This is a genomic window from Ewingella allii (assembly GCF_044430645.1).
GTDB lineage: Bacteria > Pseudomonadota > Gammaproteobacteria > Enterobacterales > Enterobacteriaceae > Ewingella > Ewingella allii.
On sequence record NZ_JAWUDN010000012.1, the window covers coordinates 72,963 to 93,345 of the forward strand.

20 protein-coding genes are annotated in these 20,383 nt (G+C 53.6%); 6 read left to right on the forward strand and 14 right to left on the reverse strand.

Going from position 1 to position 20,383, the window contains the following annotated elements; translation table 11 throughout:
• Positions 1-20: 20 nt before the first annotated feature.
• Entirely contained in the window at positions 21-1,391 is a 1,371-nt protein-coding gene (gene cpxA / locus SBO83_RS20250) for an envelope stress sensor histidine kinase CpxA (RefSeq protein WP_353503842.1), read from the reverse strand.
• Entirely contained in the window at positions 1,388-2,089 is a 702-nt protein-coding gene (gene cpxR / locus SBO83_RS20255; RefSeq protein WP_034794579.1) for an envelope stress response regulator transcription factor CpxR, read from the reverse strand. Before cpxR ends, cpxA begins: the two co-directional genes overlap by 4 nt.
• 151 nt (positions 2,090-2,240) lie before the next feature.
• On the opposite strand from cpxR, the gene cpxP reads away from it, so the two are divergent.
• The 3 genes from cpxP to SBO83_RS20270 all read left to right on the forward strand — a co-directional run bounded on the left by cpxP (position 2,241) and on the right by SBO83_RS20270 (position 5,439).
• Positions 2,241-2,747 carry a cell-envelope stress modulator CpxP gene (gene cpxP, locus SBO83_RS20260; RefSeq protein ID WP_353504052.1) on the forward strand — a complete coding sequence of 169 codons (507 nt, stop codon included), beginning with the start codon at positions 2,241-2,243 and terminating at the stop codon, positions 2,745-2,747.
• A gap of 529 nt (positions 2,748-3,276) precedes the next feature.
• Positions 3,277-4,263, forward strand: coding sequence for a 6-phosphofructokinase (pfkA, locus tag SBO83_RS20265; RefSeq protein WP_396132730.1), 987 nt, complete (start codon positions 3,277-3,279; stop codon positions 4,261-4,263).
• 186 nt (positions 4,264-4,449) lie between these two features.
• The gene (locus SBO83_RS20270; protein WP_396132731.1) at positions 4,450-5,439 is read left to right on the forward strand and encodes a sulfate ABC transporter substrate-binding protein; all 990 of its coding nucleotides are present in this window, start codon (positions 4,450-4,452) and stop codon (positions 5,437-5,439) included.
• Positions 5,440-5,586: 147 nt separating this feature from the next.
• Here the strand turns inward: SBO83_RS20270 and tpiA are convergent, their stop codons facing one another.
• Together tpiA and SBO83_RS20280 are read right to left on the reverse strand one after the other, a co-directional pair.
• Positions 5,587-6,354: a triose-phosphate isomerase gene (gene tpiA, locus SBO83_RS20275; protein ID WP_034794587.1), complete on the reverse strand. Its 768-nt coding sequence runs from the start codon at positions 6,352-6,354 to the stop codon at positions 5,587-5,589.
• Between the two features lie 133 nt (positions 6,355-6,487).
• Complete coding sequence (locus SBO83_RS20280) at positions 6,488-7,087, reverse strand: DUF1454 family protein (RefSeq protein ID WP_396132732.1); 600 nt, start codon at positions 7,085-7,087, stop codon at positions 6,488-6,490.
• Positions 7,088-7,236: 149 nt separating this feature from the next.
• Here SBO83_RS20280 and SBO83_RS20285 point away from each other — a divergent pair, with 149 nt between their 5' ends.
• Positions 7,237-7,656: a DUF805 domain-containing protein gene (locus SBO83_RS20285; protein ID WP_353503846.1), complete on the forward strand. Its 420-nt coding sequence runs from the start codon at positions 7,237-7,239 to the stop codon at positions 7,654-7,656.
• Positions 7,657-7,677: 21 nt separating this feature from the next.
• Here SBO83_RS20285 and fpr read toward each other — a convergent pair whose 3' ends face one another.
• Positions 7,678-8,424: a ferredoxin--NADP(+) reductase gene (fpr, locus tag SBO83_RS20290; RefSeq protein ID WP_396132733.1), complete on the reverse strand. Its 747-nt coding sequence runs from the start codon at positions 8,422-8,424 to the stop codon at positions 7,678-7,680.
• 316 nt (positions 8,425-8,740) lie between these two features.
• Between fpr and emrD the strand changes: the two genes are divergently transcribed.
• Positions 8,741-9,925 carry a multidrug efflux MFS transporter EmrD gene (emrD, locus tag SBO83_RS20295; RefSeq protein WP_396132734.1) on the forward strand — a complete coding sequence of 395 codons (1,185 nt, stop codon included), beginning with the start codon at positions 8,741-8,743 and terminating at the stop codon, positions 9,923-9,925.
• 75 nt (positions 9,926-10,000) lie between these two features.
• Here emrD and glpX read toward each other — a convergent pair whose 3' ends face one another.
• The 3 genes from glpX to SBO83_RS20310 all read right to left on the reverse strand — a co-directional run bounded on the left by glpX (position 10,001) and on the right by SBO83_RS20310 (position 13,599).
• Positions 10,001-11,011: a class II fructose-bisphosphatase gene (gene glpX / locus SBO83_RS20300; protein WP_396132735.1), complete on the reverse strand. Its 1,011-nt coding sequence runs from the start codon at positions 11,009-11,011 to the stop codon at positions 10,001-10,003.
• Positions 11,012-11,179: 168 nt separating this feature from the next.
• The gene (glpK, locus tag SBO83_RS20305) at positions 11,180-12,703 is read right to left on the reverse strand and encodes a glycerol kinase GlpK (RefSeq protein WP_034794600.1); all 1,524 of its coding nucleotides are present in this window, start codon (positions 12,701-12,703) and stop codon (positions 11,180-11,182) included.
• 44 nt (positions 12,704-12,747) lie between these two features.
• Positions 12,748-13,599 (reverse strand): MIP/aquaporin family protein, encoded by an 852-nt coding sequence (locus SBO83_RS20310; protein WP_100935182.1) that lies wholly within the window; start codon positions 13,597-13,599, stop codon positions 12,748-12,750.
• Positions 13,600-14,221: 622 nt separating this feature from the next.
• On the opposite strand from SBO83_RS20310, the gene zapB reads away from it, so the two are divergent.
• Positions 14,222-14,461 (forward strand): cell division protein ZapB, encoded by a 240-nt coding sequence (gene zapB / locus SBO83_RS20315; protein ID WP_100935183.1) that lies wholly within the window; start codon positions 14,222-14,224, stop codon positions 14,459-14,461.
• A gap of 85 nt (positions 14,462-14,546) precedes the next feature.
• On the opposite strand, the gene rraA is transcribed toward zapB, so the two are convergent.
• The 6 genes from rraA to cytR all read right to left on the reverse strand — a co-directional run bounded on the left by rraA (position 14,547) and on the right by cytR (position 20,319).
• The gene (gene rraA, locus SBO83_RS20320) at positions 14,547-15,032 is read right to left on the reverse strand and encodes a ribonuclease E activity regulator RraA (RefSeq protein ID WP_034794610.1); all 486 of its coding nucleotides are present in this window, start codon (positions 15,030-15,032) and stop codon (positions 14,547-14,549) included.
• Between the two features lie 109 nt (positions 15,033-15,141).
• Complete coding sequence (locus tag SBO83_RS20325; protein ID WP_396132736.1) at positions 15,142-16,068, reverse strand: 1,4-dihydroxy-2-naphthoate polyprenyltransferase; 927 nt, start codon at positions 16,066-16,068, stop codon at positions 15,142-15,144.
• Between the two features lie 93 nt (positions 16,069-16,161).
• The gene (hslU, locus tag SBO83_RS20330; protein ID WP_396132737.1) at positions 16,162-17,496 is read right to left on the reverse strand and encodes an HslU--HslV peptidase ATPase subunit; all 1,335 of its coding nucleotides are present in this window, start codon (positions 17,494-17,496) and stop codon (positions 16,162-16,164) included.
• Positions 17,497-17,507: 11 nt separating this feature from the next.
• Entirely contained in the window at positions 17,508-18,038 is a 531-nt protein-coding gene (gene hslV, locus SBO83_RS20335; protein WP_353503852.1) for an ATP-dependent protease subunit HslV, read from the reverse strand.
• Between the two features lie 113 nt (positions 18,039-18,151).
• Positions 18,152-19,150, reverse strand: a complete 999-nt coding sequence (ftsN, locus tag SBO83_RS20340) for a cell division protein FtsN (protein ID WP_396132738.1) — start codon at positions 19,148-19,150, stop codon at positions 18,152-18,154.
• 98 nt (positions 19,151-19,248) lie between these two features.
• Entirely contained in the window at positions 19,249-20,319 is a 1,071-nt protein-coding gene (gene cytR, locus SBO83_RS20345) for a DNA-binding transcriptional regulator CytR (RefSeq protein WP_396132739.1), read from the reverse strand.
• Positions 20,320-20,383: the final 64 nt, after the last annotated feature.

A 20,383-nucleotide genomic window follows, 5' to 3' on the forward strand; every position in this document is an offset into this window, starting at 1 on the left:
GGGCGCAGAATAGCAGAATCTTAACGCTGATGCAGCGGTAGCCAGATGATTAGTCGCAGGCCACCCAACGGGCTATCTTCGGCTTTCACCCAACCACGGTGCTGTTGTACTGCGGTGTCGACAATCGCCAAACCTAACCCCGTGCCGCCGGACTCCCGATCACGCGCCTCATCAGTACGGTAGAACGGACGGAAAATCTGCTCGCGGTCGGCTTCGCTCACGCCCGGACCGTCATCATCCACCGTGATGGTGATGCCTTCACTGTCGCAGGCGAAGTTCAGCGCGATACGGGTATTGGAGTAGCGAAGCGCATTGCGAACGATATTTTCAAGGGCGCTATCCAGCGCCGCCGGATTACCAAACAGCTTCCACGGACCCGGAGGTACAGGGACTTCCAGAGTTTTGCCCATCTGCTCAGCTTCAAACTGGGCATTTTCAATCACGTCGGCCCATAGCTCATTGGCTTTTAGCGTCTCCCTCGCCAGTTCGTTCTTATGCTGACTGCGGGAAAGCACTAACAGGTCGTTGATCATGCTGTCGAGGCGTTGTGCTTCCGTTTCAATACGTTGCAGCTCCTTGCCTTCACCGTGACGGCGGCGCATCAGCGCGGTCGCCAGCTGTAGGCGAGTCAGCGGGGTTCTCAGCTCGTGTGAGATGTCCGAGATAAGCCGCTGTTGAGCTGTGACCATGCGTTCAAGCGCGCTGACCATCTGGTTGAAGCTGGCCCCGGTCGCCAGAAACTCCTGCGGCCCCGCTTCCAGTTCTGGATGCTGCTTGAGATTGCCTCGCGCCACGTCGTCCGCCGCGTTTTTCAACTTACGAGCAGGTTTTGCCAGACTCCACGACAGCCAGAGTAGCAGCGGAGAACTGATTAACATGGTGACAATCAGCAGCAGGAATGGGCGGTCAAACATCAGGTTGATGAAGTCCCACTGCGGGCTGCTGGCCGGGCGAATCAGGTAAAGTTGATAATTGTCTTCACCATCGCGAACGGAAAAAGGCCCGACCATTTCAAGACGGCCATACTTTTTCTTTTTCGGACGATCTGAGTTATCCGACTGCCCAATGAAGTTACGCACTACCTGCATTTCATTGCGCTGCGCACCAATGACGCGGCCTTCGCTGGTCACCAGTAAGAGGCGCTGGCCCGGCGGAGCCCACTTTTCGATAGCGCGGAACAGCCGACGCCACCACATCAGGTCATTCGCCGGGTCGCCTGCCAGCTCGGCTTCGACATGCTGTTCAATCATCAGGCCTTGCCGCTGTTCACTATCGAGCAGCGGTGTAAGTTGGCGTGAATCAAGCTTGGGCACCATTAAAACCAGCATCAAAACTAAGGCAACGGTAAACCAGAAAATCGCAAAAATGCGTGCCGTTAGGCTGTTGATCATGTAGCGGATACCATCAAATAGCCGCGTCCGCGCAGCGTTTTAAACCAAGGATGGCCATCCTGACGATCGGGAAGTTTGCGGCGAAGGTTGGAGATATGCATGTCGATAGCACGGTCAAAAGGCGTCAGGCGTTTGCCCAGCACTTCTTGGCTCAAATGCTCACGCGACACCACCTGACCTAAATGCTTCGCCAGCAGATAGAGCAGGGTGAATTCAGTCCCGGTAAGGTCTAGCGCGACGCCGCCGAAGCTGGCTTCCTGACGACCCGGATTCAATTGCAAGCCATCCACTTCTAGCGTCGGTGAGCCGTTAGATTCGCCGGTTTGTTGCTGTTCGCTCCAGTTGGAACGGCGCAGCATGGCGCGAATACGCGCGACCAGTTCGCGATCGTTGAAAGGTTTAGGTAAATAGTCATCAGCACCAAGCTCAAGACCCAGCACGCGATCCAGCTCGCTACCGCGCGCAGTCAGCATAATGACCGGCGTTTGGTGGCGTTGACGAAGTTCTTTTAAAGTTTCAATGCCATTTTTCTTTGGCATCATCACGTCGAGCAAGAGCAAATCGATACTGTTATCCAGCTTTTCAAGCGCCTGCTCACCATCGTAAGCAACCACCACATTAAAGCCTTCCATTTCGAGCAATTCTTTTAAGAGTGAAGTCAGTTCACGGTCGTCATCAACCAACAAAATTTTATTCATTGTATTTACCTCTAAGACGCAAAATACGTCATCAATTGCCGCTATTCCATGACTTTACGTACTTTTACATGCACTGACGCATGTTTGCAGCGACCGGTTTAGACTGATTTCCAATGATTCGCGATAAGCGATAAAGATATAGGAGTTAATGATGTCCAAGGTAGCTGCATTAGTTACGGCCTCAATACTGACACTGAGTTCGGGTGTGGTTTTAGCGGATACCGCTAATGTGACGCCAGTGGCACCTTCAGCTCAAGATACCAACATGCTGGACAAGCCTCAGGAACGCAACACCATGTTTGATGGCGTTAATCTGACTGAGCAGCAGCGCCAGCAAATGCGTGACTTGATGCATCAGGCTCGTAAAGACTTACCCCATATTAATGTAGATCAGATGGAAACCATGCATCGTCTGGTCACCGCTGAGAATTTCGATCAAAAAGCTGTTCGGGCACAGGCCGAAGTCATGGCTCAGGAGCAAGTGGATCGCCAGGTTGAAATGGCCCGCATCCGCAATCAGATGTTCAATCTTCTGACTCCCGAACAGAAAAACGTATTAAACCAGAAACATGAGCAGCGCATGCAACAGATGCAGCAGCAAATGGCTGGCTTACAACCTACTTCTGCCCAGAAGCCAAGTAGTATCAGTACCCAGTAATACCCCTGTTTTTCCTTGCCATAGACACCATCCCTGTCTTCCCCACCGAAAGGTGGGGTTTTTTTTGCGGTAAAGCCCACACATTGGCGCATTAAATCTGGCGGGGGAACTCCGTTCTTTTTCTCACCTTAGATAAGACATATCTCGTATTATCAGTCAGATGTCGCTTAGAACAATGCTATTCTTAGGATAGTCGCTAATAAAGACGCTGTTTAAAGCCTGCGCGGGTTCTTTTGGCTTTCGCGATTGGCGTCTACATTTAAAGCTCCCTTGAAAGGCCATCAAAGCTCCGCTTTCTGCGAGGAAAATGCCGGAAATATGTTGTAAAAACAGGGTGAATCATTAAATTGCCAAGGGTCAACGCAGTAAGCGTATTCTTGCTGACTTGAATCAATTCAGCGATGGTGTTTTGTTATACTATAAACATCAAACGCCATTAGCCATTTAGTAGTAGTGCCAGCTAGTATCCGGGCCAATAGGCATGCTCAAGAATTCTTAAGAAATTGCATCTACAAGTTCAGAGGTGGTCATGATTAAAAAAATCGGTGTACTGACAAGTGGCGGCGATGCGCCAGGCATGAATGCCGCGATTCGCGGTGTTGTTCGTGCTGCTCTATCTGCAGGATTAGAAGTTTTCGGTATTGAAGATGGCTACTTTGGCTTGTACGAAAACCGCATGCGACCACTGGACCGCTACAGCGTGTCCGACATGATCAACCGTGGTGGTACTTTCTTAGGTTCTGCTCGCTTCCCGGAATTCCGCGATCCTGAAAACCGCAAGGTTGCTCTGCAAAACCTGAAAGACCGTGGTATCGATGGCTTAGTGGTTATCGGCGGCGACGGTTCTTACGCTGGTGCTGACCTGCTGACCAAAGAAGGCGGCATTCGCTGTATCGGTCTGCCAGGCACCATCGATAACGATGTAGCGGGTACTGACTACACCATCGGCTTCTTCACCGCGTTGGGTACTGTGGTTGAAGCGATCGACCGTCTGCGCGATACCTCTTCTTCTCACCAGCGTATTTCCATCGTTGAAGTGATGGGTCGCCACTGTGGCGATTTGACTCTGGCCGCTGCGATTGCCGGTGGTTGCGAATTCATCGCCATCCCAGAAGTTGAATTCAAACGTGATGACCTGGTTGCTGAAATCAAAGCCGGTATCGCCAAAGGTAAAAAGCACGCCATCGTTGCTATCACAGAAAAACTGGATGATATCGACGAGCTGGCTAAATACATCGAGAAAGAAACCTGCCGTGAAACTCGCGGTACCGTTTTAGGCCACATTCAACGTGGTGGCGCACCAGTCGCTTATGACCGTATTCTGGCTTCTCGCATGGGTGCTTATGCTGTTGACCTGCTGCTGGAAGAAGACCGCGACTACACCCAGGGCGGTTTCTGCATCGGTGTTGAAAACGAAAAAATGGTTCATGAATTAATTTCTATCTGTATCTCTCCAGAAAATAAGAAAAGTAAATTCAAAGAAGACTGGTACGACACGGCTAAAAAATTATTCTAAAACAGATAATTACTTAGTGATAAAGCCTCCACGCGTGGGGGCTTTTTTTTGCCCGAAAAACAGTTATTCCTGAATGGAATAGAAAAATACTTTTTAGTCTTTAGTTGTTCGATTTTTCTCTGGCAGGCTCTAGGCATCTAATACGATAAATCCAATCCATTGAAAAAATTTCTGGGAGAGAGTGAGATGCGTAAATGGGGTGTAGGTCTGGCATTACTGCTGGTGGCGACGGGCGCAATTGCGAAAGATGTTCAGATTCTGAACGTGTCTTATGATCCAACGCGTGAATTCTACGAGCAATACAACAAGGCGTTCAGCAAATACTGGCAGGGTAAAACCGGCGACACCGTAACCGTGCGTCAATCTCACGGCGGCTCTGGTAAGCAGGCGACCTCCGTTATCAATGGTATCGAGGCTGACGTCGTCACCCTCGCGCTGGCTTATGACGTGGATGCCATTGCCGAACGCGGCCGTATCGACAAAAACTGGATTAAGCGCCTGCCGGACAACTCCGCGCCTTACACCTCCACCATCGTTTTCCTGGTGAAGAAGGGCAACCCAAAACAAATTCACGACTGGAATGATTTGATCAAACCGGGCGTGTCTATCATCACGCCAAACCCGAAAACCTCGGGCGGCGCGCGCTGGAACTATCTGGCGGCGTGGGGCTACGCCCTGCATCACAACAACAATGACAAAGCGAAAGCTCAGGAATTCCTGAAAGCCTTGTTTAAAAACGTTGAAGTGCTGGACTCCGGCGCGCGTGGCGCAACCAACACCTTCGTTGAGCGCGGCATCGGCGACGTGCTGATTGCATGGGAAAACGAAGCCTTGCTGGCAACCAAGGACCTGGGCAACGACAAGTTTGAGATTGTGACGCCAAGCGAATCCATTTTGGCTGAGCCAACCGTCTCCGTGGTGGATAAAGTGGTCGACAAGCGCGGCACTCGCGAAGTGGCCGATGCTTACCTGAAGTATCTCTATTCCACTGAAGGTCAAACCATCGCGGCGGAAAACTACTACCGCCCGCGTGACCCAGCCGTTGAGAAGAAGTTTGCCGCTGAATTCCCTAAACTGAAGCTGTTCACTATCGATCAGGTGGCAGGGACTTGGGCCGAAGCGCAGAAAGACCACTTCTCGAGCGGTGGGATATTCGACCAAATCAGCAAACGCTAAATGCCCGTCATACTTGGCGCTGTAGCTGCGTTGGCTGCGGTTGCTTACCCGAATCACTGACCAGATATCGCTAATAATAAAAAACCCGGCTCTTCGCAGAGGCCGGGTTTTTTTATGCTGACGCAGCGAGTGCGTCAGAAAAGCGGATTAGGCTTTTTTCGCTTCAGCAGCGGCTTTCACGATAACCGCGAAGGCATCAGCTTTCAGAGAAGCACCGCCAACCAGCGCGCCATCGATGTCTGGCTGAGTGAACAGTTCTGCCGCGTTAGCGGCGTTTACAGAACCGCCGTACTGGATGATCACTTGTTTAGCGATTTCAGCGTCTTGTTTAGCAACGTGGTCACGGATGAATTTGTGAACCGCCTGAGCCTGAGCTGGAGTGGCAGATTTGCCGGTACCGATAGCCCAAACTGGCTCATAAGCGATAACCGCGCCTTCGAAGGCTTTAGCGCCCAGCGTGTTCAGCACGGCGTTCAGCTGTTTTGCACACACGGCTTCAGTTTGACCCGCTTCGTTTTCTGCTTCGGTTTCACCGATGCACAGCACTGGGATCAGGCCAGCGTCTTTCAGCACGCCGAATTTCTTAGCAATGAACTCGTCACTTTCTTTGTGATAAGTACGACGCTCAGAGTGACCGATGATGATGTATTTCGCACCGATGTCTTTCAGCATGTCGGCAGAAGTTTCGCCGGTGAATGCGCCAGACAGGTTGGTGTCAACGTTCTGTGCGCCAAGCGCAATGCGGCTGCCCGCCAGCGCGTGTTTAGCCTGTGACAGGTAAACTTCTGGTGGTGCGATAGCAACGCCACAACCTTCAACCGTGCTCAGCTCATTGCGCAGCGCAGCGATCAGTTCGTTAACCATGTGGGTGCTGCCGTTCAGTTTCCAGTTACCCATCACTAATGGATGTCGCATGTTTTTTCCTCCAAAAGGGGACGCGAGTGTCGATTAAAATTTCTGCCAAACAAGCAGATTACCTGCCCAATAGTATAGAGAGGATCACAACTAAAGGCTTTGCTTTTTGTCATTAATTGCCGTTATCCAAGGCTTATGAAAGCGCGAGTTTTACCGGCTCTACGGCGAAGGTCAGCCCCTTCTCGCCGTTATCTGAAATCACGTAACGAATCGCGCCGACCTGCTGTTGGTAGAACTGCTGGCCTTTGCCTTTGTCGATCAGCGACGCCACTTTTGCCACGCTTTGCTCCACCGTCAGCGTACCGTCAAACTCGCGCATTAGGTTCGCCATGTAGCTGATAGCCAGCGTGCGCGCGGCTTTGGCCTCCGGCCCTTGGATGGGCAGGTAGGTGATTTGCAGAGTTTTGATTTTCCCGGTGCCTTTCTCCAATGCTGTAGAAGCATAGAGATTCTCATTAATCTTGCTGGCAGCGCGGGTCAGCAGGTCATTGCCGGTTTTGTCGGTAATGGCGCGGAATTCGCTGATCTGCTGACTCGGGTTGGCCGCGTTATATTTTTCGCGAAAGCTCACCAGCGTCATTTCGAAAGTCGGGGCGCCCGCCAGTAGATAAGGCGCTTTCGGCATCTCCTCGACGGTCTGGTGCTCGGCGGGTGGTTCCGCATTGGCCTGAGTCAGCCCTGAAATCAGCAGCAGCGCGGGAAGCGCGAGGCGAAGAATGAAGTTTGCAGTCATAAGCCTGTTCTGTTTTGAAGCGATACCCGATTAGAGCGGGGATCAGGGGGCAATGTCAAAAGGAGTGCGTAAACATTGTCTGCATCTGGCCGGGCTGGGTTACACTTTGCGGCAGTTTTCTGACCTGACTTTGATGGAATGCTTCCCCGATGACCCTGCAACACGCACTCTTTTCATTTAATGGCCGCATGGGCCGCCGTGAGTTTTGGATTTGGATGGTCAGCTGGCTGGTGCTGATGGTGGCGGTGTTCACCTTTGCCGACAGACAGTGGATCGAAATCCAATCCGCCGCTTTTGCCGTGGTGGTTTTGCTGTGGCCCACCGCCGCGGTGATGGTGAAACGCCTGCACGACCGCAATAAATCGGCGTGGTGGGCACTGCTGTTTATTCTGGCGTGGATGCTGGCGGCGGGGCATTGGGACATGATCCCGACGCTGTGGCAGTGGGTGGTCGGCAGGCTGCTTCCGGCGGTGATTTTCGTGATGCTGATTATCGACTGCGGCGCCTTCGTGGGAACGCCGGGCACAAATCGCTTTGGCCCGGAAGCAGAGAGCGTCAGGTTCAAATAGCCTGCGGCTCTAATCTTGATCTTACCAGTAATGCTCGCTGGTCATATGGCCCGGTTTGCGTTTCAAATGCTTACGCATTCCGCGGCTGTCTTTGAGGATTTGCTGGGTATCGCGCACCATCTGCGGGTTGCCGCACAGCATAATATGGCTGTCTTCGGCATCCATTTTCAGCCCCACGGCGGCTTCCAGCGAACCATCTTCAATCAGCGCCGGTACGCGACCTGTCAGCGATCCCGCCACTTCTTCACGGCTCACCACGGTCTGAATATGCAACTTGCCGTTATAGCGCTGCTGAAGCTGCTGCATCAGCGGCAGGTAGCTGAGGTCTTGCGAGAAGCGCGCGGCGTGAACCAGCACGATGTTCTTAAAGCGATCTAGGCCGATGCCTTCCTGCAAAATGGATAAGTACGGGCCAATGGCCGTGCCGGTCGCCAGCATCCATAGGGTGTCGCATTCTGGCACTTCATCAATGACGAAAAAGCCCGCAGCCTCTTTAGTGACCTGAATCTCGCTGCCAATCTGCATGTCGTTCAGGCGAGGGCTGAGCTTGCCTTCTGGGACAGTCACCAGATAGAACTCAAGATTGGGATTGCTTGGCGCATTAACGTAGGAATAGGCGCGCTGGACGCGTTCACCGTCGATTTCTAACGACAGCTTAGCGAACTGGCCCGCGGTGAATGCATCAATGGGCGCACTCACCTGAATACTGAACAGGGCATCTGTCCAGCGGTCGACTTTGGTGATGCTGCCTGTAACCCAATCAGCCATAAAAAAGTACTCCGTGTTAAGTCCATGGTGCAGCGCGTCGGCGCTTCATTTACCTCGCTGATTTTATTTCACATTCACCGAATCCATTATCGATTAAATGTTATCAACCTGTTTACGGTGGGTAAGAGATGCTCGCGTGTCGTACCGTTATCTTTACGAAACTGGCACTAAAGCCCGCCACTGGCGTAAACAGAGTTTTCCGCCTGCCTCTCGCTTATTCCTACGGTTTTGTTAATTTATGCGCCGACTGCTTACCCCACCGAAACTGGCTCAATATGCTGGTATTCGGATGCCTTAATGGTTAATGAACTAGAAAATGAAAAAACTGGAAAATATTCACCTGCTGGTGATGTTGATTTTGCTGGTGGCCGTAGGGCAAATGGCGCAAACCATCTATGTGCCGAATATCGCGGATATGGCATCAAGCCTGGCCGTAAAACCGGGGGCGGTTCAGCGAGTGATGGCGGCCTATTTAATCGCTTACGGCTCGTCACAGCTCATCTACGGGCCGCTGTCGGATAAGATTGGGCGCAAGCCGGTGATCCTCACCGGGATGATGATTTTTCTGGTCGGCGCCGCCACCGCCATGATGGCGCAGAGCCTGACGATTTTAATTATTGGCAGCGCCGTGCAGGGTATGGGCACCGGCGTGGCGGGCGTGATGGCGCGCACCATGCCGCGCGATTTATACAGCGGTGGCGCGTTACGTCAGGCTAACAGCCTGTTAAACATGGGGATTTTGGTCAGCCCGCTGGTCGCGCCAATCATTGGCGGCGCGCTGGCGGCGTGGCTGGGCTGGCGTGCCAGTTTTGGTTTCCTGTTATTGCTGTGCGCCGGCGTGGCGTTTTCCATGTATCGCTGGCTGCCAGAGACGCGCCCGGCTAACGATGAGCCGCGCGGTATGCTGAGCAGCCTTCACCTGCTGCTGGCGGACGGCAACTTCAGCCGCTATCTCGTGATGCTGGTCGGTGCTTTGGCGGGCGTGGCGGTCTTTGAAGCCAGCTGCGGGGTGCTGATGGGCGGCGTGTTGAAGCTCAGCGCGATGACCGTCAGCCTGTTGTTTATTCTGCCTATTCCGGCGGCCTTCTTCGGCGCGTGGTATGCCGGGCGGGCGGAGAAGAGCTTCAACCAGCTGATGTGGCACTCGGTGATCAGCTGCTTGCTGGCGGGCGTGCTGATGTGGATCCCTGGCTGGCTGGGCGTGATGAACATCTGGACGCTGATTGTTCCGGCGTCGCTGTTCTTCTTCGGCGCGGGGATGCTGTTCCCGCTGGCGACCACCGGCGCGATGGAGCCTTTCCCCTATCTCGCTGGCGCGGCCGGGGCCTTGGTGGGTGGCATTCAGAATATCGGTTCCGGGCTGGTGGCGTGGATGTCAGCCATGCTGCCGCAAACCGGGCAGTTCAGCCTTGGCCTGCTGATGTTCGCCATGGCGCTGCTGATTCTGCTCTGCTGGTGGCCGATGGCCAATCGCCAGCAGGAGCAGGGGCATACCATCTAACTCAGCGCGCGAAACATAAAAAAAGCAGAGCCATGGCTCTGCTTTTTGCTTTTATGGCCGAGTTAATACAGCCAATTAGATGATGAACTCGTGCAGAGCAGCATCTTTGCGGTCGAGGAAGTGGGTCGAGCGAATGCGGCGAATGGTACGCGATTTGCCGCGGATCAGCAGGGTTTCGGTGGTCGCCATGTTGCCTTTGCGGCTAATGCCTTCCAGCAGGTCGCCCTTGGTGATGCCGGTCGCTGAGAAAATCACGTTGTCGTTGCGCGCCATGTCGTCGAGCTGCAACACCTTACCGGCCTCAATACCCATCGCCTTACAGCGCACCAGCTCTTCTTCGCCAATGCGGCGGTTTTCTTGGGTGTCGCCTTTCACATCGTGACGCGCCAGCAGGCGGCCCTGCATATCGCCGTCCAGCGCACGGATCACCGCCGCCGAAATCACCCCTTCCGGCGCGCCGCCGATGCCATACAGCACATCAACTTCGCTCTCCGGCATACAGGTCAGAATGGTTGCGGCGACGTCGCCGTCGGGGAAGGCAAACACGCGCACGCCGGATTGCAGCATGGCGCGAATAGCCTCGTCGTGGCGCGGTTTGGCCAGAGTAGCCACGGTCAGTTCGCTCAGTGGTTTACCCAAGGCTTTGGCGATATTTTGCAGATTTTCCGCCAGCGTCAGGTCTAAATTAATCGCGCCTTTAGCGCCGGGGCCGACGGCGATTTTTTCCATGTACATGTCAGGGGCGTTGAGGAAGGAGCCTTTGTCGCCCACGGCCAGCACGGCCAGCGCGTTGGACTGGCCCATGGCAGTCATGCGAGTGCCTTCGATGGGGTCAACCGCGATATCCACCGCGTCGCCTTTGCCTGTGCCAACCTGTTCGCCGATGTAGAGCATCGGCGCTTCGTCAATCTCACCTTCGCCAATGACGATTTGCCCGTCGATGTCGACCTTATTCAGCATAATGCGCATTGCCTGCACGGCGGCGTTGTCGGCGAGATTTTTGTCGCCACGGCCGAGCCATTTATAGCCAGCCAGCGCGGCGGCTTCGGTGACGCGGGAGAACTCGATAGCTAATTCACGTTTCATGGATAAACCCATTCGAAGAAAAATAAGGTGGGTGAGGCAAATGCTCATCGCTGGGGCGGATTTTAGCATAGGGGCAGGGCAGAAAAAGCGCATAAAAAAACTCCCCGTTAAGGGGAGTTTGCTTGGCGCTGATGATGGCGGGTTCCGCGAGAACCCGACCGGACGCGATCACTCGTCGTGATCTTCCCATGAACGCACGCGCGCCACGGCTTTCTGCCAGCCTTTGTAGCGGAAGTTACGCTCGGTGGTTTCAATGCTTGGGCGGAATTCACGTTCGATAGTGGCTTTGCTGCGCACTTCGTCCAGATCATTCCAGAAGCCCACCGCCAGACCCGCCAGGAATGCCGCACCCAGCGCGGTCACTTCCAGCACCGCCGGACGCTCAACGCGCGTGCCGAGGATGTCAGACTGGAATTGCATCAGGAAGTTGTTAGCCACCGCGCCGCCGTCCACGCGCAGAGCCTGCAGGCGTGCGCCCGAGTCAGCTTGCATGGCGTCCAGCACGTCGCGAGTCTGGTAAGCGATAGATTCCAGCGTGGCGCGAATGATGTGGTTGCTGTTGGCGCCACGGCTCAGGCCGAAGATAGCGCCACGGGCATACGGGTCCCAGTAAGGTGCGCCAAGGCCGGTGAAGGCCGGCACCACGTACACGCCGTTGGTGTCTTTAACTTTGCCCGCGAAGTATTCGGAGTCGGTGGCGTCGCTGATCAACTTCAGCTCGTCGCGCAGCCATTGAATGGACGCACCGCCGACGAATACCGCACCTTCCAGCGCATAGTTCACTTCGCCGCGAGGGCCGCAGGCGATGGTGGTCAGCAGGCCGTTTTTGGAGGTTACAGCTTCAGTACCGGTGTTCATCAGCAAGAAGCAGCCGGTGCCGTAGGTATTTTTCGCCATGCCTTTCTGCACACAAAGCTGGCCGTACAGAGCTGCCTGCTGGTCACCGGCGATCCCTGCGATAGGAATACGAGTACCGCCTTTACCACCAATGTTGGTCTGGCCGTAAACTTCAGAAGAAGGGCGAACTTCCGGCAGCATTTCGCGCGGAATATCCAGCACTTCCAGCATGCGCTCATCCCATTTCAGATCATGGATGTTGAACAGCATGGTACGGGAGGCGTTAGTGTAATCAGTAACGTGAACGCGTCCCTGAGTCATCTTCCACACCAGCCAAGTGTCGACGGTACCGAACAGCAGCTCGCCACGCTTAGCGCGCTCGCGGGAGCCTTCTACGTGGTCCAGGATCCACTTCACCTTAGTACCGGAGAAGTAAGGGTCAACCACTAAGCCAGTGTTTTCACGGATGTACTCTTCCATCCCGTCCTTTTTCAGCTTCTCACAGATGTCAGCTGTACGACGGCACTGCCAAACGATGGCGTTATAAATGGGTTTACCGGTCTCTTTTTCCCACACGATGGTGGTTTCACGCTGGTTGGTGATACCAATACCGGCGATTTGGTCAGAGTTGATGTCCGCTTTTGCCAGCACTTCTACCAGCACTGAGCTTTGCGAAGACCAGATCTCCATTGGGTCATGCTCGACCCAGCCGGATTTCGGATAAATTTGGGTAAATTCGCGCTGGGAAACGCTGACGATATTGGCGTCATGGTCAAGCACGACCGCGCGGGAGCTGGTGGTGCCTTGATCGAGCGCGACGATGTATTTTTTTTCGTGAGTCGTATCTGCTGACATAATAATATTCCTACGAATTAGAGAGCTGTGAACAATATAGCCAATTACGCTTTACGCTGTTTTGATGCCTGCTGGGCCGCTTTCTCTTCCGCTTCCTCATTGATTTCGTAAGGCAGGTGGCGACCAACCAGCGTCTTATAACCTACAGCACCCAGAGATGCGCCAATCAGCGGGCCAAAAATCGGGACTAAGAAGTAAGGGATGTCACGCGCGCCGGTGAAGGCCACTTTGCCCCAGCCTGCGAAGTAGGCGAACAGCTTAGGACCGAAGTCACGAGCTGGGTTCAGGGCGAAGCCGGTCAATGGACCCATTGAAGCACCGATAACGGCGATCAGGATACCGATTAACAGCGGAGCCAGCGGGCCACGCGGGATGCCGTTGCCGTCGTCAGTCAGGCCCAGAATCAGCGCCATCAGCACGGCGGTGATCACCACTTCAACCAAGAATGCCTGCAACACGCTGATGTGTGGGTTCGGGTAGGTAGAGAAGATGCCTGCCAGATCCAAACTCTCGACGCTGCCGCGTACCATATTGTGGCTTTGTTCGAAATCGAAGAACAGGTTGTAGTACAGACCGTAAACCAGAGCGGCGGCGCAGAAAGCCCCCGCAACTTGCGCGATGATGTAAGGCAGAACTTTGCGTCCTTCAAAGTTCGCGAACAGGCAAAGCGCGACAGTGACTGCTGGGTTAAGGTGAGCGCCAGACACGGCTGCGGTCAGGTAGATGGCCATTGCCACACCAAAACCCCAGACGATACTAATTTCCCACTGGCCAAAGCCTGCGCCGGCAAGCTTCAATGCAGCAACACATCCTGCACCAAAGAAAATGATAAGCCCGGTACCTAGAAACTCAGCGATGCACTGACCTTTTAATGTGGAACTCATGGTTTGGCTCATAGTCGGATCCTATAAAGGATAATGTTAAGGGTTAGTTATAATTTTTCTTACTGGACGTACGTGAACGTAATCGGAATAAGACATTCATCAGTAAATGAGAATGTAATGTGAATTTATCGTTAACGAGCATAAACGAGAAATAGCGAAATCAAATTTTGTGTGTTGTGTCATAAAAATGAGCGATTTCGAGTATCGCACTGGTTAGACCAACCGCAAAAAACGGTTTTTGGCGCGCGTTTGACCCGCGTTTATCCCTATTTCTTCCCTGATTGCGTCCCTAACGCGCACAAGGTCATTCGGATGCCTTCCGCCCGTCAGACCCCTTGTTAGACTGACTTTAGGCGAAATTGCTGGCGTGATCCTTCGACTCGTCTCGCTTTTTAAGCATTTGCTGATAGTTTTGTCGTTAAAATTGCAACAGACTGCGTGTAGGGCAGGGTTGTTGCTAGACAGGGCAGTACTGGCTACATACAATCGTATTTCAAGACATCCGCAGATTTGACGGCGTTTCCATCCCGAAATATCAATAAAATCTGCGTGGTGCGAGAATTCAGAGTCGTGTCCGGACGATGCGACAGAACTTACCAGATGTACGCCTTGCGAACATGAAGAGGACCGAAGAATGTCATTTGAAGTATTTGAGAAATTAGAAGCGAAAGTTCAGCAAGCGATTGATACCATTACTTTATTGCAAATGGAAATCGAAGAACTGAAAGAACAGAACAACAACCTGTCTCAGGAAGTTCAGCAAGCCAGCGGCAACCATGAGTCACTGGTGCGTGAAAACGCGCAGCTGAAAGAAGAACAACACGTGTGGCAAGATCGTCTGCGCGCACTGTTAGGGAAAATGGAAGAAGTCTGATCCAGCCTTCTTTGCATAACTTGCTCCCATAAAAAAAGCCCGCGCTGCGGGCTTTTTTATTGCAGAAGCATCTGCGTTTAGGGGATCACTCGAGGTCGAGTGCATCCTCTGACAGGATGATGCCGGTGTTATCAGCATACAAATGGTCACCGGTGAAGAAGGTGACACCGCCGAAGTTGACGCGGATATCACTCTCACCAATGCCTTCGCTTGCTGCGCCAGCAGGGATTGCGGCCATTGCCTGAATGCCGATGTCCAGGTCCTGCAAGTCATCCACCTGACGCACCGCGCCGTAAATCAGGATGCCTTCCCACTGGTTTTCCAGTGCCAGCGTCGCGAGGTCAGCGTCGAGCAGAGCACGGCGAACCGAGCCACCGCCGTCGACCACCAACACGCGGCCTAAACCGTTTTGCTCCAACAGATCATAAAGCAAGCCATTGTCTTCAAAGCACTTCACCGTGGTGATCTGCCCGCCAAATGAAGTACGTCCGCCAAAGTTGGAGAACAAGGGTTCAACGACATTCACTTCTTCGTGATAGATGTCGCATAGTTCGGAAGTATCGTATTTCATAGGATTTCATCTGGTTGCTGCATGAATGTGCAGTATATCCCTTTCTGAAGGCTGTTGGCAAAAGCATCAATTGTTAAATTTCGCTTTCAGCCAGACTTAGCTTGGATTGCTAATTGAGTAACAGGCCGACGGCAAACAGCACGTTAGTCAATAAAGCGACCTTCACCATGTTCTCCAGCAGGGGACGGATACCCTCAGCGGTAGGTTCGCGCATCACCGTGAGGACGTGTTTAGCCAGCAGCGGCAGCGCCAGAATAAAGAGCCAACCGAAGCCGTTGTGCAAGTGCAGTAGGGCAAACAACGCCAGACAGAGCACGGCACCGCTAATGATGAATGCGTGATAGCGACGGGCATTTTTTGGCCCAAGGCGCACCGCCAGCGTGTTCTTGCCGTTGGCGCTGTCAGTTTCGATATCGCGCAAATTATTGATGTTCAGGACGGCGGTGGCTAATAAGCCGGTAGCCGTGGCGGGCAGCATGACAATCCAGTCGAAATACCCGGCCTGCAAATAGAAGGTACCGGCCACGCTTATCCAGCCGAAGAACACCAATACGGAAATGTCACCAAGGCCCATATAGCCGTAAGGACGAGTGCCGACGGTGTAGGTAATAGCCGCGCCAATCGACAGCAAACCGAGGATCAGGAAGCCGACCACGTCGCTGGGTTTCTGGCAGGCGACGGCAATTAGCGCGATACCCGAAATCACGGCTAGCGCCACGGTCAGAATGATGGCGCGCTTCATCTGGCTGGCGTTGATTAACCCTTTTTGCATGCCGCGCAATGGCCCGATGCGATCCGGCGTATCACTGCCTTTTTCAGCATCGCCATAATCATTGGCTAGATTGGACAGAATTTGCAGCAGCCCGGCGGTGAGCAGCGCGAGGAGCGCCGTTAACGGGTGAAACACGCCTTGCAGGCTGGCGACAGCGGAACCCATCACGATGGAGGCGAAGGCCAGAGGCAGCGTTCGCAGGCGGAGACTTTCCAGCCAGGCTTTGGTCGGCGATGTCGTATTGCAGGGGGTTATCATGCTCATATTTTTTTCGCTCAATAAACTGATGTTTCGCCCAGAAATAAAAAGGGAGGCATAACGCCTCCCAATGGATAACTTTCGAAACGTATGAGCGAATTATAAGATGAAACGGCTCAGATCTTCATCAGCAACCAGCTGATCAAGATGGCTACGAACATAATCTGCATCAATGTTTATGGAGATACCGTTACTTTCGCTCGCGTCGTAAGAGATATCTTCCATTAAACGCTCCAGCACGGTGTGCAGTCGACGCGCACCGATGTTCTCGGTGGTTTCGTTAACTTGCCATGCCGCTTCGGCGATACGACGGATACCGTCAGCAGTAAAATCAACGGTCACGCCTTCGGTTGCCATCAAGGCTTTGTACTGGTGAGTCAGCGACGCACTTGGCTCAGTCAGGATGCGTTCGAAGTCTTCCGTCGACAGAGCTTGCAGCTCGACGCGGATCGGCAGACGACCCTGCAATTCAGGGATCAGGTCTGACGGGCTGGCAGTCTGGAAAGCGCCGGAAGCGATAAACAGAATATGGTCAGTTTTCACCATGCCGTGCTTGGTCGAAATGGTGCAGCCTTCAACCAGTGGCAGCAGGTCACGCTGCACGCCTTCGCGTGAAACGTCAGGGCCGGAGCTTTGACCGCCGCGTTTACAGATTTTGTCGATTTCGTCGATGAACACGATGCCGTGCTGCTCAACGGCTTCGATAGCCTGCTCTTTCAACTCTTCCGGGTTAACCAGCTTGGCGGCTTCTTCTTCGATCAACAGCTTGTACGCTTCTTTGATCTTCATTTTGCGCGGTTTCTGCTTCTGCCCGGCCATGTTTTGGAACATAGACTGCAGCTGGCTGGTCATCTCTTCCATGCCCGGAGGGGACATGATTTCGACGCCCATTGGCGCGGCGGCGACATTGATTTCGATCTCTTTGTCGTCGAGTTGGCCTTCACGCAGCTTTTTGCGGAAAGACTGGCGTGCCGCAGAAGGTTCCTGCGTTTCGTCAGTCTGGCCCCAGTTGTTTTTCGCCGGTGGGATCAGCACGTCGAGAATGCGCTCTTCGGCCAGTTCTTCGGCGCGATAGCGGTTTTTCTCGATGGACTGCATGCGCACCATCTTCACCGCAGAGTCGGTTAAGTCGCGAATAATGGAGTCGACTTCTTTACCCACGTAGCCCACTTCGGTGAACTTGGTGGCTTCGACTTTGATGAACGGCGCGTTAGCGAGCTTCGCCAGACGACGAGCGATTTCGGTTTTACCGACACCGGTTGGGCCGATCATCAGAATGTTTTTTGGAGTGACTTCGTGACGCAGCGTCTCTTCGAGCTGCATACGGCGCCAGCGGTTACGCAGTGCAATGGCGACGGCGCGCTTTGCTTTGTCCTGCCCAATGATGTAGCTGTCGAGTTCGCTGACTATCTCGCGCGGGGTCATTTCAGACATGTTTTCGATCCTTACGCTTTAGAAGACAATTCTTCGATGGTGTGGAATTGGTTGGTGTAAATACAGATATCCCCGGCAATGCTCAGCGACTTCTCAACGATGTCACGAGCGCTCAGTTCTGTATTTTCCAGCAACGCGCGAGCAGAAGCCTGAGCGTAAGGACCACCGGAGCCGATAGCAATCAGGTCATTCTCAGGCTGAATCACGTCGCCGTTGCCGCTAATGATTAGCGAGGCATTTTCGTCAGCGACGGCCAGCAGCGCTTCAAGACGGCGCAGCATACGGTCAGTACGCCAGTCTTTCGCCAGTTCTACGGCGGCTTTGACCAGATGGCCCTGGTGCATTTCCAGTTTGCGTTCGAACAGCTCAAACAGCGTGAAGGCGTCAGCCGTGCCGCCCGCAAAGCCGGCGATCACTTTGTCGTTATACAGGCGACGTACTTTCTTCACGTTGCCCTTCATCACGGTATTTCCCAATGTGGCTTGACCATCACCACCAATAACGACCTGGCCGTTGCGGCGTACACTTACAATTGTTGTCACGAGCAGTTCCTCGTTGCAGACGGAAAAGATCCCCGCACTCTTGTGTTACACATCAGTGTCACATAAGAGCACGAGGCATATTGAAGTTATAGATTGGGGAGGAAAATGGGTTTTCAACCCCCGGTTGCGAGGGGAATGCAACCGGAGATGCCAGCGTTTTTAAGACGCGACAGGGTGCCGTCAGCGCCAGCACGATTATTGTAAGGGCCGATAACGACGCGATTCCAGCCGCCACCGGTGGTGATTCGGCCTTCAAAACCTTCAAATGCCAGCTTGGCGCGCTGCGATTCTGCCTGCTCGCTACCTTTGAAAGAACCGCACTGAACCATAAAGCGCTGGGTTTTTTCCTGCTCTTTCGGTTTGTCCTTCGGTTTTTCCGGCGCGACTTCAGTAATGGCAGCAGGTTGCTGCTGCTGAGGCTGCTCTTTCGGTTTCGGCTTCGGCGCCACAGGCTGAGTTTGCGCCTGAGTCTGAGGAGCACGAACCGGCTGCTGCGTCTGCTGCACGTTTCTCGGCGTAGTCTGCTGAGTATTGTGCTGCACATTCTGTTGCTGCTGTTGCACAGGCTGCCGCTGAGTGTAGGTCGGCTGCACGTTCTGTTGAGAATAAGTCTGCTGAGGCTGCTGCGTATACGGCTGTTGCGACGTGGTCTGACGTTGGGCAGGCTGCGTGCGCGTCGCCTGCGTTGGGTCGTTATACGGCACTTCGGACAGCGTGGTCGGCTGCTGGCGCATGTCGGCCTGCATCTGGTCCAGCAACTGGCGCTGTTCCGGCGTCAACTGCGTTTTAGTTTGCACATTGCCACCCGCCGTCGGCTCAGTCGGGGTAGACACGCCCATCTGACGATTTTCCAACTCTTTGATATAACGCCAGCGTTCTTCAGGTTTTGGCGGCAAGCCGTTGCCCGGCCGAACAGGGTGCGTCGGCAGAATCGCTGCATCTTCAGGTTTATTGTGCGTAATAAAATAGAGGCCACCAATGAATACCACCAGGACCGCAACGGCTAATACCACCATGGTTTTGGAGATCATCGGGGAACTGCGTTTTTTTCGGCTAGTTGGTTTCCGCCGCGCTCCTGAGCGCCCACGGCTTACATAGTCTCTTTGTGCCACTATCGTTTCGCTGCGTCGTAATGATGGAAGAAGTGCGTCATGTTACTGAACCTTGAACCTTATCTGAAACGAAAACTTAATGAAGTATAAACATATAATTAGCGTTTGGGTGCGGCGGTACTACCGCGGATGACCAGTTCGCTTTCCAACAAACGTGAGCCACTTTGTACTGAATGCCCATTGAGCTGCTCAAGCAATAATAACATGGCCTGACGACCAAGCTGGAATCTTGGTTGAGCCACCGTGGTTAAAGGCGGGTCGAAGTACTGACTTTGCTTGATATCATCAAAGCCTACCACCGATAAATCTTCTGGAATGCGCAGACCCATCTTCTTGGCCTGGAACATCGCGCCGATAGCCATCACGTCGTTGTGGCAGAAAATCGCCGTTGGCGGCACTGGCTGCGACATCAAATCGATCAGTGCCAGCGCCCCCGACTCATAGCTAAAATCGCCTTTCGCCGAGTAGTCTGCTTCCACATTTAATCCACTGCGGCGCAGCGCCTGAATATACCCCTGAGTGCGGTACTGACACAGCGGCATTTGGTCCGGGCCGGTAATGCAGCCAATGCGCTGATGGCCCAAGCCAATCAGATAATGCACGGCTTCATAGGCGGCGGTCAGGTTATCAATGTGCACGGTCGGCAATTCCAGCTCTGGTGCGAATTCATTGGCCATCACCATTGGCGGCAAATTGCGCTGTTCTTCTTTGCTGGCGTCGAAAGGCAGGTCCGAGCCGAGCAGCAGCATACCGTCAATCTGCTTAGTAATAATCAGATTAATAAAGGTTTTCTCTTGCTGGTTCTGCTGGGCGCAATCGCCAATCAGCACCAGATAACCATGTTCAGCCGCGGTGCGCTCGATCCCTTGGATCACATCCGCAAAGTAGGGATCGCAGATGTCGGGGACGATCACCAGAATAGTGCGGGATTCGTTGCGTTTTAAGTTCCGTGAAAGGGCGTGAGGAGAATATCCAACGGCGAGCACCGCCTGCTCGACCTTTTGGCGAGTGGGCGCTGAGACCTTTTCCGGATTCATTAATGCACGAGATACCGTCGCGGTCGAAACACCGGCCATTTCAGCTACGTCTTTCATCGTCGCCGCGTTTAAATCTTTCTTCTCGTCCAACGCATCTCCCCTTGCAACAGCATCATTCTGATACGACAACATGGATGTTCCTCTCAACGCGACACCCTTCTGGGTGCGCCTAACCTATCCGGCTTTTGGCGGCTGC

Excerpts from the sequence above, each read along its gene's own strand:
- SBO83_RS20270 (WP_396132731.1), top strand. The coding sequence starts at position 4,450 with ATGCGTAAATGGGGTGTAGGTCTGGCATTACTGCTGGTGGCGACGGGC.
- SBO83_RS20285 (WP_353503846.1), top strand. The coding sequence starts at position 7,237 with ATGACCCTGCAACACGCACTCTTTTCATTTAATGGCCGCATGGGCCGC.
- cpxP (WP_353504052.1), top strand. The coding sequence starts at position 2,241 with ATGTCCAAGGTAGCTGCATTAGTTACGGCCTCAATACTGACACTGAGT.
- SBO83_RS20310 (WP_100935182.1), bottom strand. The coding sequence starts at position 13,599 with ATGAGCCAAACCATGAGTTCCACATTAAAAGGTCAGTGCATCGCTGAG.
- emrD (WP_396132734.1), top strand. The coding sequence starts at position 8,741 with ATGAAAAAACTGGAAAATATTCACCTGCTGGTGATGTTGATTTTGCTG.
- zapB (WP_100935183.1), top strand. The coding sequence starts at position 14,222 with ATGTCATTTGAAGTATTTGAGAAATTAGAAGCGAAAGTTCAGCAAGCG.
- rraA (WP_034794610.1), bottom strand. The coding sequence starts at position 15,032 with ATGAAATACGATACTTCCGAACTATGCGACATCTATCACGAAGAAGTG.
- hslU (WP_396132737.1), bottom strand. The coding sequence starts at position 17,496 with ATGTCTGAAATGACCCCGCGCGAGATAGTCAGCGAACTCGACAGCTAC.
- SBO83_RS20280 (WP_396132732.1), bottom strand. The coding sequence starts at position 7,087 with ATGACTGCAAACTTCATTCTTCGCCTCGCGCTTCCCGCGCTGCTGCTG.
- fpr (WP_396132733.1), bottom strand. The coding sequence starts at position 8,424 with ATGGCTGATTGGGTTACAGGCAGCATCACCAAAGTCGACCGCTGGACA.
- cpxA (WP_353503842.1), bottom strand. The coding sequence starts at position 1,391 with ATGATCAACAGCCTAACGGCACGCATTTTTGCGATTTTCTGGTTTACC.
- cytR (WP_396132739.1), bottom strand. The coding sequence starts at position 20,319 with ATGTTGTCGTATCAGAATGATGCTGTTGCAAGGGGAGATGCGTTGGAC.
- pfkA (WP_396132730.1), top strand. The coding sequence starts at position 3,277 with ATGATTAAAAAAATCGGTGTACTGACAAGTGGCGGCGATGCGCCAGGC.
- cpxR (WP_034794579.1), bottom strand. The coding sequence starts at position 2,089 with ATGAATAAAATTTTGTTGGTTGATGACGACCGTGAACTGACTTCACTC.
- glpX (WP_396132735.1), bottom strand. The coding sequence starts at position 11,011 with ATGAAACGTGAATTAGCTATCGAGTTCTCCCGCGTCACCGAAGCCGCC.
- glpK (WP_034794600.1), bottom strand. The coding sequence starts at position 12,703 with ATGTCAGCAGATACGACTCACGAAAAAAAATACATCGTCGCGCTCGAT.
- tpiA (WP_034794587.1), bottom strand. The coding sequence starts at position 6,354 with ATGCGACATCCATTAGTGATGGGTAACTGGAAACTGAACGGCAGCACC.
- SBO83_RS20325 (WP_396132736.1), bottom strand. The coding sequence starts at position 16,068 with ATGAGCATGATAACCCCCTGCAATACGACATCGCCGACCAAAGCCTGG.